The 15,224-nt window shown below is 47.4% G+C and carries 12 protein-coding genes; all 12 read left to right on the forward strand.

All coding sequences use genetic code 11. The features are described from left to right. Positions 1-87 precede the first annotated feature (87 nt). Positions 88-1,938, forward strand: coding sequence for a recombinase family protein (locus NFS35_RS01705; protein ID WP_251205421.1), 1,851 nt, complete (start codon positions 88-90; stop codon positions 1,936-1,938). Positions 1,939-2,041: 103 nt separating this feature from the next. Further along, positions 2,042-3,172, forward strand: a complete 1,131-nt coding sequence (locus NFS35_RS01710; protein WP_330639939.1) for a hypothetical protein — start codon at positions 2,042-2,044, stop codon at positions 3,170-3,172. Positions 3,173-3,306: 134 nt separating this feature from the next. Continuing rightward, the gene (locus NFS35_RS01715) at positions 3,307-4,533 is read left to right on the forward strand and encodes a phosphoadenosine phosphosulfate reductase domain-containing protein (RefSeq protein ID WP_251205422.1); all 1,227 of its coding nucleotides are present in this window, start codon (positions 3,307-3,309) and stop codon (positions 4,531-4,533) included. Positions 4,534-4,561: 28 nt separating this feature from the next. After that, positions 4,562-4,915: a hypothetical protein gene (locus tag NFS35_RS01720; protein ID WP_251205423.1), complete on the forward strand. Its 354-nt coding sequence runs from the start codon at positions 4,562-4,564 to the stop codon at positions 4,913-4,915. A 229-nt stretch (positions 4,916-5,144) separates the two neighbouring features. Then, complete coding sequence (locus NFS35_RS01725) at positions 5,145-6,089, forward strand: Rpn family recombination-promoting nuclease/putative transposase (RefSeq protein WP_251205424.1); 945 nt, start codon at positions 5,145-5,147, stop codon at positions 6,087-6,089. 140 nt (positions 6,090-6,229) lie between these two features. Continuing rightward, positions 6,230-10,948 carry a DUF3849 domain-containing protein gene (locus NFS35_RS01730; protein WP_251205425.1) on the forward strand — a complete coding sequence of 1,573 codons (4,719 nt, stop codon included), beginning with the start codon at positions 6,230-6,232 and terminating at the stop codon, positions 10,946-10,948. 4 nt (positions 10,949-10,952) lie between these two features. Further along, positions 10,953-11,159 (forward strand): transposon-transfer assisting family protein, encoded by a 207-nt coding sequence (locus NFS35_RS01735; protein WP_251205426.1) that lies wholly within the window; start codon positions 10,953-10,955, stop codon positions 11,157-11,159. Between the two features lie 364 nt (positions 11,160-11,523). Then, entirely contained in the window at positions 11,524-12,183 is a 660-nt protein-coding gene (locus tag NFS35_RS01740) for a hypothetical protein (RefSeq protein WP_251205427.1), read from the forward strand. A 188-nt stretch (positions 12,184-12,371) separates the two neighbouring features. After that, positions 12,372-13,013, forward strand: coding sequence for a TetR/AcrR family transcriptional regulator (locus NFS35_RS01745; RefSeq protein WP_251205428.1), 642 nt, complete (start codon positions 12,372-12,374; stop codon positions 13,011-13,013). An 85-nt stretch (positions 13,014-13,098) separates the two neighbouring features. Further along, a complete protein-coding gene (locus NFS35_RS01750; protein ID WP_251205429.1) occupies positions 13,099-13,833 on the forward strand; it encodes an ABC transporter ATP-binding protein in 735 nt (244 codons plus the stop codon). Then, positions 13,826-14,533 (forward strand): ABC transporter permease, encoded by a 708-nt coding sequence (locus tag NFS35_RS01755; protein WP_251205430.1) that lies wholly within the window; start codon positions 13,826-13,828, stop codon positions 14,531-14,533. The genes NFS35_RS01750 and NFS35_RS01755 overlap by 8 nt, the downstream gene beginning before the upstream one ends. An 8-nt stretch (positions 14,534-14,541) precedes the next feature. Next, a complete protein-coding gene (locus tag NFS35_RS01760; RefSeq protein ID WP_251205431.1) occupies positions 14,542-15,162 on the forward strand; it encodes an alpha/beta fold hydrolase in 621 nt (206 codons plus the stop codon). Positions 15,163-15,224: the final 62 nt, after the last annotated feature.

The following is a 15,224-nucleotide window of genomic DNA, read 5'->3' on the forward strand; positions in this document are numbered from 1 at the left end:
CTTCAGCTATTCATCAGATATGACTTTGTAACTTATTAACTGTATAGCTCTTGTGGCTATATCATCATTATACTAGGAGGTATCACGATGGGAACGAAAAAAGACAGCACCATTTATGACGTGGCGATTTATTGCAGACTGTCAAAAGAGGACTTGAAAGAGAACGGCGACCGGGACGAGAGCGCCAGCATTGGGACGCAAAAGGCCATCCTCACCGACTATGTGCGTCAGCGGGGCTGGCACCTTGTCCAGACCTATGTGGACGACGGCTATTCTGGAACGAATTTCCAAAGGCCCGGTTTCCAGAGCATGATCCGGGACATTGAGGCCAAGCGTATCAACTGCGTCATCACCAAAGACCTGTCCCGGCTGGGCCGGAACTATCTGGACTGCGGGCTGTATCTGGAAGTGTTCTTCCCGGAGCATGGGGTGCGCTATATCTCTGTCAACGACGGGGTGGACACGCTGAACAAGAGCGCCATGGACATCACCCCGTTTCGCAATATCCTGAACGAGATGTACGCCGCCGACGTGTCCATGAAGGTGAAATCGGCCCTCCGCGCCAGGTTCAACAGCGGCTTGTATGTGTCCACCTCTCCCCCCTACGGCTACCTGAAAGACCCCGCCGACCACAACCACCTTATCATCGACGAAAAGGCGGCCCCGGTGGTGAAGCTGATTTTTCAAATGGCGCTGGATGGGGCTGGCATTGGCAAGATACGCAACCACCTCAACGCCAGCCATATCCTCCGCCCCGCCGCCTACGCCGCCGCAGAGCGGGGTGAGAGCGGCTATGAGCGGCACTTTGAGGGCAAGGAGGATAACCGCTACCAGTGGAGCAACAACAGCGTCAGGGCCATTCTACGCAGCCCTGTGTACGCCGGAAACCTTGTGGGGTATAAGCGGGTGGCGGTGAGCATGAAAAGCAAGAAGCGCCCCTCCAAGCTGCCGGAGGAATGGGAGGTGATACCCAACACCCATGAGGGCATTGTCACCCAGGCGCAGTTTGATACCGTCCAGCGGCTTATGACCAGCAGACGGCGGGACAAGGGCGGGAGCGGATTTGACAACATCTTTTCCGGGATACTGAAATGCGCCGACTGCGGCTACGCCATGCGGGCCATGAGCGCCAACCGCCGCAAACGGCCCGATCCCATCGACTGTGTGCAGTATGTGTGCAACAACTACGGCACCAACGGCACCGGGGGCTGTTCGGCCCACACCATCGAGGCCAGGGACTTGTTTGACGCTGTGCTGGCCGATATTCGCCATTACGCAAGGCTGGCGGTGGAGGGGGATGAAAAGCGGGTGCGCCAGCTTCAGCAGCAGCTATCCTCCATCGGGGCCACCGAGCAAAAGGCGCTGGAACGGGAGAAGCGCAAGCTGTCCAAGCGGCTGGGTGAGTTGGACAAGTTATTTTCAGCCCTGTATGAAGATAAGGTCATGGAGCGTATCACGGAGCGCAATTTTGACATGGTATCCCGGAAGTACGAAACGGAACAGGCCCAGCTTTCGGGCCGGATAGAGGAAATCAACGCTTCACTGGCTGAAAAGGAAACCTCCGACAATGGGGTAACGGACTTCTTCTCCCTGATTGCCGGGTACGCCGACGCCGCCGAGTTGTCCGCCGCTATGGTCAACGCCCTGATTGAGAAAATCACGGTGGGAGAGCGTGTCCAGAAAGAGGACGGCACAGTGGAGCAGACCATCAAAATCTACTACAAATTCGTTGGAGTTCTCTCCAACGAGTTACATATCAAGGTCACAAAACGCTATGCGGCCCCCCTCTCCCCCAGGCGGTGCCAATGCTGCGGGGCAGAGTTCACGCCCGGTTCAGCGGTGGCAAAGTATTGTAAGCCCTGCGCCAAGAAAATCCATATTCAACAGTGTTCGGAAAGCACACGGCACAGACGTGCCGCCGCCCGGAAAGCGGCATAGCAGATAGATTGTCCGCAAAGTCTGTCCGTCCGACATTGAACAGCAGGAGGGACGCATTTTAAGGCAGGGCAACCTTAATCCAAAGGTGAAGATCTTCCGGTATGTGACGGAAGGCACATTCGACAGCTATTCATGGCAGCTGATCGAAAATAAGCAGAAGTTCATCGGGCAGATCATGACGAGCAAATCCCCGGTGCGTAGCTGTGAGGACGTGGATGAGGCGGCGCTCACTTATGCGGAGGTGAAAGCCCTGGCTACCGGGAACCCCTACATAAAAGAAAAGATGGATCTCGACATTCAGGTGTCAAAGCTGAAGCTGATGAAAGGGAACCATACCAGCCAGAAGTACAAACTTGAGGACAACATCGCAAAGCATTACCCGCAGCAGATCGCCATCCTGAAAGAGCGGATCAGCGGCATGGAGGCTGACATTCAGACCGCAAAAGCAAACCTCCCGGCAGATAAGGAGCAGTTTTTGATGAAGGTCGGGGATAAGTTTTATACGGATAAAAAAGAAGCCGGGGCCGCACTTGTGGAGATGTGCAAGGAGATGAAAACGGTCAATGTACCCGCAACGATTGGCGAGTATGCCGGGTTTAAGATGGCGGTGTCCTTTGATTCGTTCAACCACAAATTTGTGATGAACTTAAAAGGGCAGCTTTCCCATAACCTTGAGGTCGGCTCTGACCCGCTCGGCAACATCGCCCGTATCAACCACGCCCTGGAATCCATGCCGAAGCAGCTTTCCGAAGCGCAGACGAAACTTGAAACGGTGGAGCGCCAGCTTGAAACCGCAAAAGTGGAGGTCACAAAGCCATTCACACAGGAAGCGGAGCTTGCGGAGAAGCTGGAACGCCTTTCTGCTTTAAATGCCCTGCTCAACATGGACGAAAAGGGCGATGATGCGCTCGGTATGGACGATGCGCCGGAGGAAGAAAACGAGGGGCAGGAAACTTCTGGACATGATGTCCAGAAGCCGGGACAGGAGGAAAATACTTCTGAAAAACCGGAAACAGGTGAAAAGGCCGCCAATGCACCGATACCCTACCCAGTAGAGAACGCAGGGCATGATTATACAGCGGACAGTAGAGGGTTGAGAGTTGTGGCGGCAATGGCTGACAAGCCTGTGCAGAGGACATCGTTAAAAGAGAAGCTGGAAGCGTTCAAAGTGAAAGCTGCGGGGGCTGAAAAGCAGGAGAACCATAAGGAAAAGGGGAAACAGGAAATTTTATAACAGTGTGGAGGACAGGCAGCGGATAAAAGCTGCCCGTTCCCATTTTTTCAGGGAAAAAGGAGATTAAGATGAATAAACATACAATCAGTGATCTGTACTAGATGCAGTCTCTCCCGCTTTCCGCCAAAATACGGATGACGCAGTACCGTATCCGGGAATGGGTGGACTATTATGGGGATGACGGCGTTTATATCAGTTTCAGCGGGGGCAAGGACAGCACTGTCTTATTGCATATCGCAAGGGAGATGTACCGGAACATTGGGGCGGTCTACGTGGATACCGGGCTGGAATATCCGGAGGTCAGGGAGTTTGTGAAGCAGCATGGGAATGTGGAGATCATCAAGCCTAAAATGAATTTCCGCCAGATCATCATAAAATATGGATACCCGATGATCGGAAAGGAAGTAGCCGCCTGCGTATATGGCGCAAGGCGGTATCTGGAAAAACTGGCAGAACAGGAGAAAAGGGCAGGAAACGGTGAGATCATTCCCAATTACAGCTATATGGCGGACTTGGTGGGCATAGACCGCCGGGAGGATAAAGGGAATACCGCATACCGGAGCCTGAGCCGGGGGGAGATACCGAGTACGGAGATTAAGATGCCTGTCCGTTACCTTATCCTGCAGGGGAAATATATACATAAAGAGAATGGGGTGGAAACATCGGAATATTCCAAAATGTATAACAAGGAGAGGTACAAGTTCTTCCTGGATGCGCCTTTTGAGATATCAGACCATTGCTGCTCCATTATGAAAAAAGCCCCCATGCACAATTACGCAAAGAAAACAGGGAAAATGCCAATGACAGCGCAGATGGCCAGCGAAAGCAGGCTCCGGGCGATGAACTGGCTGAAAAATGGCTGTAACGGATTTGACATGAAAAGCCCGATCAGCAACCCCATGTCATTCTGGACAGAACAGGACGTATTGGAATACATCTACCATAACCGTATCCCGATCGCGGATGTATATGGGGAAGTAGTGGCAGATCATGGGAAAGGGGAGGCGCAGGGCAATTCGATGGACTTGGGGATTTTTGATGTTGGCAAGCCTGTCTTTGAGACTACCGGATGCAACAGGACAGGATGCGTCTACTGCGGCTTCGGCTGCCACCGGGAGAAATCACCGAACCGGTGGGAGCTTGCCGAGAAGCTCTCAAACCCTGCAATCATAGATTATATGATGCGTGGAGGGGCGTTTGATGAAAAAGGCATCTGGAAGCCGGATAACCGGGGGCTTGGCTTCTGGTTTGTGGCAGAGTGGATCAACGTGCATGGGAAGCTGCATATTGTCGTGCCGCACAGGGAGGAATATCTTGGGCGGTATATGACGGAAGATACAGAGAAATATCTTGCAGCATAAAAATAAAGACATGGGAAGGAGAACCATAATGGGAAAAAAGAAAGCGGATCAGAAAACAATCCTTACATTTACAGTGGCGGAGTGCGGGGAATATCACAGCCTTGGAAAATACTATGAGGGCATTCAGACATTGGAGGAAGCAGTCAATCTATACCAGCGGATACCGCCGGAGCGCATGAACGGTATCCCTGCCTTTGGAATCAATCTCCATGTGGAGGGTACGGATAAGATGGAGGACGTGCAGGCGGACGTACTCTCCGGTGATGAGATAGACACGGGCTTTATCAGCCTGATACCGGAGCTTTGCGGGAATCCGGAAGTGCAGGAGGCGATAAAGGAGATCATCAGGAGGTTTCCGGATAAAGAAGTCATTGATTATTAAATCCAAAGCGCAGACTGGCAGAAAAAAGTGCTGGAGCCAGATATGGCATGGAGGGGAGAAAACGCAGTAATCGTCATAAAGTCAATGAAATCACAACAGTGTCCGGGCAGGCTTTTAAAAAAATCTGATTGATTTAGCCGGGATTTCGGGGTATAATGGCATTGAGGTCATATACCTTTTGGGAATGGCTTTTGCGTTTCCTACCATACAAAAAGGAGGTTTATGGCTGATGGATATGGAAATAAAAAATGCGGTCAGCGCAACAGACCAGGACGCACAGTATGATGATAAGGCAAAACGTCTGTTGGGAAATAAGATTATTCTGGCGCATATCCTGGTAAAGACGGTTGACGAGTTTCGGGGAATGAACCCGAAAGATGTGGTATCCTATATCGAGGGAGAGCCGTTTATCAGCGTGGTTCCGGTGGAGCCGGGGTTGACCAATGTGGAAAAAGAAGAAAACGGGCAGCGCATTGTCGGGATGAATACGGAAAATACGGAGATAAACGAGGGGCTTGTAAGGTTTGACATTATCTTTTATGTGCGCATGAAAGACGGTATTTCACAGGTTATCGTAAACGTGGAGGCACAGAAAGATGAACCGTCAGGCTACCATATCTTAAACAGGGCAGTTTTCTATGTGAGCCGCCTTGTTTCCTCGCAGAAGGAACGGGATTTTGTCAAGACAAACTATAACGACATCAGGCGTGTATTTTCCATTTGGGTGTGTATGAACATGGACGAAAACAGCATGGCTTATGTGCATCTTGCGAAAGATGATATTCTTGGTTCCTATCCGTGGAAAGGCGGGCTTGACCTGTTAAATATTGTCCTGATTGGTATATCAAATGAACTTCCGGAGCATGATGAAAAGTATGAGCTGCACCGTCTGCTGAGTACGTTACTTTCGGCGGAATTGACCGTTGATGAGAAATTAGGGATTATTAAAACTGAGTACAGTATTCCGGTAGATGAAAAATTGAGAAAGGATATGAACGCTATGTGCAATCTTTCACAGGGAATCAGAGAAAATGCAACAGATAACGCCATAACGGGCGTGATAATGACTATGTATGAGAATAACTTTACGCTTGAACAGATAGCCATTGCAACAAAAAAGAGCGTAGAGGAAGTTAGAACTATCATCAAAAAGCGTGAGCCTGTACTGGCATAATCACAGCAACTTAATAACACAAGCAGTAAAGCAGTGAATTGTTTTTATTAGAGAAAACAATTCGCTGCTTTTTCTGTTTTCGGAAAAAAGACAGTCGTAACAGATTGTCTTTTTTTCATGCAAAGAAAGGAAAATCAAATATGGCAGATGCAAAAACAGAAAAGCAGAAAGTAAAAGAGATCACGGACAAGCTGGAGGAAGGCTTAAAAGAGCTTTTTGAGAGCGAGAAATACAAAAGCTACCTCTCCACCATGTCAAAATTCCATAATTACAGTTTCAACAACACGCTTCTGATAGCCTTACAGCGCCCTGACGCCAGTCTGGTCGCAGGCTACCAGGCATGGCAGAAGAATTTCAACCGCCATGTAAACAAGGGGGAGAGGGGAATCCGTATCCTTGCCCCGGCCCCTTATAAGATCAAAGAGGAAAGGGATAAGTTAGACCCTGTGACCGGGGAGGTCATGCTGGATAAGGACGGTATGCCGCAGACGGAGGAAGTCGAGGTTAAAATCCCCGCTTTCCGTGCTGTGTCCGTCTTTGATGTCAAGCAGACATCGGGAGAGCCAATCCCGGAGCTGGAGGCAAAAGAGCTTCTGTCCACAGTGGAGGGGTATGAGGACTTTATCAAGGCAATCACCTATGTTGCCCCGGTTCCGGTCAGTTTTGAGGACATTCCCGGCGATTCCAAAGGGTTCTTCAGCCCCACAGAAAAGCGGATTGCGGTGCAGGAGGGCATGAGCGAGAGCCAGACCTTAAAGACGATGGTGCATGAAACCGCCCATTCCATGCTGCATGATAAAGACGTAAACAAGGATATCCTTGCGCCCGCAAAGGACAGGAACACCAAAGAGGTGGAAGCCGAGAGCATTGCCTACACCGTGTGCCAGCATTTCGGCATAGATACTTTGGATTATTCCTTTGGGTATATTGCAAGCTGGTCAACAGGGCGTGACATGAGGGAACTGAAATCTTCCCTTGACACAATCCGCAGGACTGCATCGGAGTTGATCACGGGGATTGAGGGGCAGCTCCAGGAATTGCGGCGTGACCGGGAACTGATGCAGGAGCAGGAGAAAGAGAGCCTTTTGCTGATACAGAACAGCGATCTGTCCGAGTACAGCCTTGTAAATGTCCGTGGAATGGATGCAGCGGAGGTTGTGGAGGCCCTGTCCGCCATGAATGACAATGACAGGCTGAATATTGCCGCATACCTGGAGAGCAGGGGCGCATGGACTACGGAGATTGCCAATCAGGATACAAAAGAGTTTGGGGAACACCATTTGGATGTCCGGTATAATACTGACACAAACGAAGTCATTGACATAAAGGCGGAAATGGAGCTGAACGAGAGGGCAAAGGAGCCTATTGGTGCGGATGATGTGATTTTGAAAATATCACATTCGCACGGTTTTGAGGTGGAGCGCATTACCAGCAAGACACCGGAGGAAGTGCAGGAGATCATGGCTGCGCTTACAAAGCTGGAAGATAAAAGCACGCAAAATATCCGTGACTGTCTAAAAAGCTGTGGGGCTGACTATATCCCTGTCATTGTAGGCGGCGGCAGAAATTCTGGTATGCCGCAGTTCAATGACTTTGAGATCGATCTGGATAAGAAAGAGGTAACCATGATGAGCCACCTTTCCCCGGCAAAGCAGGCAGAGGGCATCATCAACCGCCTGGAATTTGCCAAGACCGCTTTTTCCGATGATGAGCGGAACCTTATCGTGAATTATGCCTTTAAGTTGAATGACATGAAAAAGACAAGGGAGCTTGCGGAGCATATCTATTATGAGGAAACGGAAGGCAGCCAGGGAGCCGCCCTTGCAGTCATTGACGCACAGGCAGAGATTGACGCTCTCCCTGACCCGATGATCGGTTTATGGGAAATGGAGGAATATGGTTACACATGGGGTGAAATGCTGCCGCTGACGCAGGAGAAGGCATTGGAGCTTTTTGACCATGACCTGCCTGTGTACCTGCTCCATGAGGACGATTCAGAAACAACGGTGAATGACAGGAAGCAGATCATAGCCCATGAGGGTATTTTCGGTATTGAAAAAGGCGATTGGGAGAATGAAAAAAGCCTGCGGGCGTTGCAGGAGGAACTTGCGGAAGGAAGGGCGAATAAGGAAGCGCAGCTTTTATATGGGGATTCTGATAAGTATGGCATTTATCAGTTAAAAGATATTCCCGAAATGCGGCAATTCCAGTTTGCCGGCACGGAATCCTTAAAGCGCAGGGGAATTATAAAAGATAATCTCGATGCCATTAAGCCGGAGAATTACAACCTTGTTTATGTGGGTGAGCTTTCCGAGCTGCAAGGGCGGACGCAGAGCGCAACACTGGAAGCGGTCTATGAGAAATTCAATATAGACCACCCGGCAGATTATAAGGGGCATTCCCTTTCTGTCAGCGATATTGTAGTGCTGCATGAGGACGGGAAGAACAGCGCACACTTTGTAGATTCATTCGGCTTTACCGGGCTTCCTGATTTCATGCGGGAACTGGAAGGCGTGGAAGAACGGGAAAAGGGAGAAACAGAGCCGGAAGCGCCACAGGAGGAAGTACAGGACACTTCTGGACATGATGTCCAGAAGTCAGAAGCTGAAAAGGCAGAACAGAAAAGCTATCCGGATTTCTATGGGCATACCCTGGTATATGCGATGGAACATGGGGAAGTGGACAGGTATATGGATTCCCGGAAACTTGACAGGGAGTGCAAAGAAGCGGTTGAGGGAACAATCCGACAGAATTTTGACGGTATGCACTTAAAACATGATATTGTGAAGCCTTTAGCGGAGCAGTACGGTTCAGACCGTATCGCCTTTGTCCTTGCCAACACGCTCCAGCAGGAATCATGGGATGGACGCTTTTCAAGGGATAACAAAGCATGGGCGGAGGAGTTTTATATTCCGGAAAATCTTGTGCATGGGATAGATGTAAACCGTGAACTGATTGTAAGCAGCCACCCGGCAGTATTGGACGGTTTTATTGATATGTTCCGCAGGGAAGTTTTGGAGAAGGAAAAAGAAATGTCTGCCGCACAGGAGAAAGGGCCGGCCACTTCTGGACATGATGTCCAGAAGTCAGAACCGGGGCAGTCAGATATGGAACAGCCGAAGCCAGAACCAGCGCAAACAGAACAGGCAGAGCCGCAATCCGAACAGGATAAGCCGGAGAAAACGGATAAAACACAGCTATTTGAGGATTTGGAGGATGAGGACGAGATCATTGACCTTGGAGATGAAAAAGACCAGGTGCTTGCGCAGATGAAGAAATCCTTAAAAGGGGAGCAGGAAACAGAGCTTGCTTTCCAGATAGCAGACCGCTTCATCAGTATCCAGGAGGTTGACGGGGGCTATGATTATTCCATTATGGGCGTTGACTATAAGGAGATAGACGGGGGCGTATATGATAATCCCGATGTCAGTATCAGAGAAGCCCTTGACGTCATTCTGACGGATTTGAAAGAAAATCCTTTTGACAACGGCACAAGGGGAAATATCCGTGATAATGATGAGCTGATACCGATTGATTATGATGGATTGATGGAAAAAGTGGAAGCGGCAAACCGCATCGAACCGCAGGCACGGGGAAACGTGGTGGAAAATTTCAAGGCAAAGACCAATGAGCTGTTCCATGAGATCAGCGAAATGAACCCGGCAGAGATTGAAGAAACCGTAAAATGCCATGTGCAGGCGCAGATAGATGAATCCGGCATGGATGCGGAGATTGTGGACGTGGCAGTAGTGGGGAGCCGCTGCCGGGGATTGGAGCAGGAAGGCTCTGACCTTGACGTGGTGGTGGAGCTTTCCACAAGTGAGCGTGAGGATGTCCTGTTTGATACATTTAACGGGGATGCGCTCCATATCGGCGGTGTGAAAGTGGATATAAACCCGATCACCGCACAGCGGACGGGAACGCTTGAAACCTATCTCCCGCAGGTGGAGGACTATCTGGAGGGAGTGCGTGAAGCCAGGGAAAAGGAGCTTGTGACCTTATCCCAGGAGCAGGCAGAAACGGAAGTGACGCTGACCGTTGCGGAGTGCGGCGAGTTCCATAATTTAGGCGAGTTTTATGAGAATATCCCTACTGTGGAGGAGGCTGTCGCAATCTGGAAACAGATACCGCCGGAGCGCATGAACGGAATCCCCGCAATCGGCATCAATATCCATACGCCGGGAACGGAGGTATTTGAAGATGTGGAAATTGATATTTTAACCGGGAAGAGGATTGACCTTGACATTTTAGAGTATATCCCTGATATAAAGGGGAATCCGCAGGCAATGGAAATGATCACGGAGCTTGTGGCGAAGCTGCCGGAAATGGAGATAGACGGTCATCTGGACGAGGAAATGGAGGCAAAGGTATGGGAGAAGCGTATGCCTGACCTGACACCTGCAGAACGGCTTGCGGTGGAGATTGACCGTTTTATCTACGGCTATGACACAGCCCTCTACCATGACAATAACCAGAGCATGACGGAGAACGTATCCGAGATTGCGGAAGCCTTAAAGCAGAGGGATACTCTTGATATGGCGGTGTGGTTTGCGGAGGTGTGTGCGGATTCAACGGAGCCGGAAGAAAAACAGCAGGTCATGGAGATCGCTAAGAAGCTGGCGGAGTACAAGCCTCTTGCACAGACCTCGGAAATGGAAGAACAGAATTACAATATGGTCGATAATGTGCTGAATAACGGCGCAGGGGAGAAAGCGCAGAAAGAGGAAAACAAAAAGGCACAGGACAGGCCAGCAGCAAAACCGTCCTTAAAAGCCCGCCTTGCGGAGAAAAAGGCACAGGTGGCAGGACAGGGCAGGGAGCAGGAAGAAAATAATAAAAATAAGCAGAGGGAGATGTAAGGATATGGATACGAGGTTTACCGTGGAAGAAAGCAATTTAATCTGCATATTTGCAAGTGAAAGCAGGAGACAGGTCATAGAGGATATTGAGAGGACTTTGCCGTATCTGGAGGATATGGATATGCTGGAGCTGTCCGTCAGGGTAGTCGGAAAGCTGCGGGATATGACCGATGAAGAATTTGAACAGCTTGAGTTGACAGAAGCGGAATAAAACAAAGAAAAACAGGTTTTCCTTACCCGGTTTCCATACGGGCAGGGGAAGCCTGTTTTTTATTCATGACAATAGAAAATCCGAGAAACGTATTTTCTGTTGTATGCGTCAGCCGGGGTAGCATATCCGGCATAAAGAATTTCTAAAATAACCCACAGCTATCTTTGAAGTTTTGGCGGTTCACTGTATAATAGGTGCAGGAATGGAGGAATCTGCGATGTCAAAGAAGAAAAACCGCCCACACGGGCATTACTGTAAAATATGCGGCGAATATAAAGCAAATGAAAAATTTTCCGGGAAAGGCCACGCAGCTCATATCTGCAAAGCCTGCTCCCGTTTAAGCGCTGCGGAAAAAGCGGCGGCAATGGATATAAATAGGCTGATGAATTTCCCGATGCGTCGGCTTTCAGAGGGCGAGAAGAAATGGCTGAAAGCCAAAATGAAAGATGACTGCCCGGAAGTGGCGGACACGGCCAGGGAGATTTATAACGTATGCTTTCCCCATGCGGAGCGCAATGCCATGAAAAAGCAGCTTGTTATCAATACATTGTCTTTTGAGGTACATACAGAGGTTTATGATGGATACGGCGATATGGAGCTGGCAGATCGGCGTTTTACCATTGACTGGAAAAGCCGTGTGCTTACCATGACGGATTTTCATACAGGGGGTGTGGAGCAGTCAGTCACGCTGGAGGGCGGGCAGATAGCGAAGCTGCTGCGGTACATCGTGCATACATTGGAAATCTTTATGTGGGAGCAGGACTATTCCCTGCGTCCTGATGAGGGGGATTATGACCCGCTTTTTGACGGGGAAGAAGACTTTTTCATGGAAGATTTGGAGGACAGACTGGAAATTCAACTCCCAAAAGAGTCAGAGGGCAATCCGTCATGGCGGGTACGGGTGGAATACACAAACCATACAGAGCAGGATATTTGCAGCTATGAGGATTACATGCCAGATCGTCCAGAGGAATTATATCTTTCACTGTTAAAATATTTTGAGCCAGAGGAGGAAGAATTTTGATGTTCTGTTAATGAAAAGTCGGGGTGGCTGGAATTCCAGAAAAATAGTCGTTCCGTGCCAGCGGGTGAAAAATAGAAACTTTTTATATCTGATTGCTGTTTATAGTTTTACAAACCTCTATCTTGACAAAAGCCTTTATCATCGCTATACTTATACATACCGAATGAATGTATGGAGATGATTTGAATATGGCTCGCAACAAATATCCCGAAATAACAGTAGAAAAAATATTAGAGGTATCACAACGGCTTTTTCTTACAAAGGGATATGACAATACTACCATTCAGGATATTGTAGATGAACTGGGAGGGCTTACAAGGGGGGCAATCTATCATCATTTTAAGTCAAAAGAAGAAATCATGGACGCCTTAACAGATAAAATGTTCCGTGAAAATAATCCATTTGATACTGTGAAAAGCCAAAAGGATTTGAACGGGCTGCAGAAAATGAAAATGGCAATGTCATTGAACCAGTCAGATAAGGAAAGGGTGAATCTTTCATTACAGGCAATGCCTATTCTGAAAAATCCACGCATATTAGCTGGGATAATTGAATCTAACAGACAGGTGCTTAGTCCGTTTTGGCTGGAACTTCTCACAGAGGGCAACGAAGACGGTTCTATCCATACGGACTATGCCAGGGAATTATCTGAATTGATACCTTTGTTTGATTTATGGATGACGCCGTCAATTTATCCGGCAACCCCGGAAGAAATATATCATAAATTTGTATTTATCAAAGAATTATTTGATAAAATGGGGCTTCCGCTGATTGATGATGAAATCATGGAGGATGTAAAGAAAACATTGGTAAGCATGGGCAAAAACTAATCAGAAGAATAAAACCGCCTTTTTATGGGCAGTTTTATTTTTCACCATATACATACAATTAGTCGGTATGAAAAGGAGGGCAATTATGAGGAATGAATTAGCTGTATCAACAAGGCAGCTCACAAAAACTTTTAGCGGAACAGAAGTCATACGAGGTTGCAATATATCTGTTGAGAAAGGAACTATATACGGCTTTGTAGGGAAAAACGGCGCAGGAAAAACAACGATCATAAAAATTCTGCTGGGTTTATTGAAACCGACAACAGGAGAAGTTGCCGTATTAGGCCTTAACCCCGCCCAAAATAATCTGGAAGTGTTACGCCGTACAGGCAGCTTAGTTGAAACGCCGGTTTTTTATGAGCATCTCTCTGCTGCCAATAATCTACAGATACATCTTGAATATATGGGAGTGGGAGATACAGACATTGAACATATTTTAAAAATGGTAGGTTTAGTAAATGTAGGGACGCAGCCTGTTTCAACGTTCTCTTTAGGTATGCGCCAACGTTTGGGGATTGCAAGGGCATTGGTGCATAAGCCGGAATTATTGATTTTAGACGAGCCAATAAATGGTCTTGATCCTGTTGGCATTAAGGAAATGAGAGAGCTTTTTTTATGCCTTGCAAAGCAGAAAGGCATTACCATTTTACTGTCAAGCCACATACTGTCAGAAGTAGAACAAATTGCAGACAGAATAGGCTTTATCGTTGACGGAATCGTGGTGAAGGAAATAAGTCCTTTGGGAATCAGGGAGAACTATCCGGCAGGACTGGAAGATTATTTTATGCAGATTGTAAGTGGAGGAAAAGTAAATGAATAAATTAGCCCGGTTAGAATTAAAAAGAAACAGCTTGAAACCATACCATTTAGCCGTTAGCATCATCAGCGTTGTTATATTAAGTTTTTTATATTTGCTGGCGGTAATCCCCCGAATGGACGCAGCCGATGCGGACGCAGAAATGTTTATGTCATATGATTTTATCGTAGGGCTGGACAACATTGTCAGCATGGCAATCTTTTCAATTATGTCTGCCGCTATGGCTTCAAAATTTATTGTTGATGAATACGCAGGAGAAAAGGTAATCATGTTGTTTTCCTATCCCGTTGACAGAAAAAAGATATTAGACGCAAAAATAATCACCGTATTTTCCTATACCGTTATTTCCATGCTGCTATGCAACGGTATAGCATTCACTATTTTTTTGGTTACTGAAAGTTTATTTCCACTATGCCAGGATACGATAGATATAGGTCTGATATTGAATTGTGTATCGTCTATGCTTTGCTATTCGGTATCAGCCGGGCTGTTAGGGATTATTTCTCTCTGGTTTGGATTTAGGAAAAAATCTACGATTGTTACCATTATTTCAGCGTGTATTGTTGTATCAGTTTTATGTCAGGTTATCGCTATGACGCTTTTTGCTCATTTTGTCCTTATTATTATTCTTGCAGTAATTTTCCTGGCTGCAATGCTGGCATGGACAAGTCTGCGCTATCAAGTAAAAAACATGGAGGTATAAAACCGGAAATGAATGTGGTTTTTTTGCATGGGTTAGGGCAATCCCCCTCAAGCTGGAATGAAACAATTTCATGCCTGTCCGAAGATATAAAAGCATACTGCCCTAACTTGTTTGATTTCAGTACGGACAGAGCGATAACATACAAAAATATATATCTCTCCTTTGAAGAATATATTGATAGGTTTTCCGAACCTGTAACGATTTGCGGCATTTCATTAGGTGCGGTTTTGGCATTAAACTATTGCATTAACCATGCTGAAAAAGTTTTAGCTTTGATATTGATTGCACCACAATACAAAATACCAGGGCTGCTTTTAAAATTTCAAAATATTATATTCCGTATCATGCCGGAAAAATCTTTTGGGGGAAGCGGTATAAAGAAACAAGATATGATTCACCTGACCAGTTCAATGGTGACATTAAATTTTGAACAGGATTTAGGAAATATATTGTGTCCGACTTTGATTATTTGCGGGGAACGTGATTTAGCTAATGTAAAAGCAGCAAAGACACTGGCAAAAAATATTTTAGGCGCCAAATTATGTTTGATTGATAATGCCGGGCATGAAATAAATGTAACTGCTCCCAAAAGGTTGGCTAATGCCATGAGTGATTTTATGTCTCAATAGGCATTTCCTGTTAAGCTGCTTGACACTCTTCCTTGCCGAGGTTATAATGTTAAGCAGATTAA

Origin of the sequence: Acetatifactor aquisgranensis, assembly GCF_943193215.1 — a bacterium.
GTDB lineage: Bacteria > Bacillota > Clostridia > Lachnospirales > Lachnospiraceae > Acetatifactor > Acetatifactor aquisgranensis.

Bases quoted from the DNA above. Each gene is read 5' to 3' on its own strand.
- NFS35_RS01705 (WP_251205421.1), top strand. From the start codon at position 88: ATGGGAACGAAAAAAGACAGCACCATTTATGACGTGGCGATTTATTGC.
- NFS35_RS01760 (WP_251205431.1), top strand. From the start codon at position 14,542: ATGAATGTGGTTTTTTTGCATGGGTTAGGGCAATCCCCCTCAAGCTGG.
- NFS35_RS01755 (WP_251205430.1), top strand. From the start codon at position 13,826: ATGAATAAATTAGCCCGGTTAGAATTAAAAAGAAACAGCTTGAAACCA.
- NFS35_RS01725 (WP_251205424.1), top strand. From the start codon at position 5,145: ATGGATATGGAAATAAAAAATGCGGTCAGCGCAACAGACCAGGACGCA.
- NFS35_RS01715 (WP_251205422.1), top strand. From the start codon at position 3,307: ATGACGCAGTACCGTATCCGGGAATGGGTGGACTATTATGGGGATGAC.
- NFS35_RS01750 (WP_251205429.1), top strand. From the start codon at position 13,099: ATGAGGAATGAATTAGCTGTATCAACAAGGCAGCTCACAAAAACTTTT.
- NFS35_RS01720 (WP_251205423.1), top strand. From the start codon at position 4,562: ATGGGAAAAAAGAAAGCGGATCAGAAAACAATCCTTACATTTACAGTG.
- NFS35_RS01740 (WP_251205427.1), top strand. From the start codon at position 11,524: ATGGATATAAATAGGCTGATGAATTTCCCGATGCGTCGGCTTTCAGAG.
- NFS35_RS01745 (WP_251205428.1), top strand. From the start codon at position 12,372: ATGGCTCGCAACAAATATCCCGAAATAACAGTAGAAAAAATATTAGAG.
- NFS35_RS01730 (WP_251205425.1), top strand. From the start codon at position 6,230: ATGGCAGATGCAAAAACAGAAAAGCAGAAAGTAAAAGAGATCACGGAC.
- NFS35_RS01735 (WP_251205426.1), top strand. From the start codon at position 10,953: ATGGATACGAGGTTTACCGTGGAAGAAAGCAATTTAATCTGCATATTT.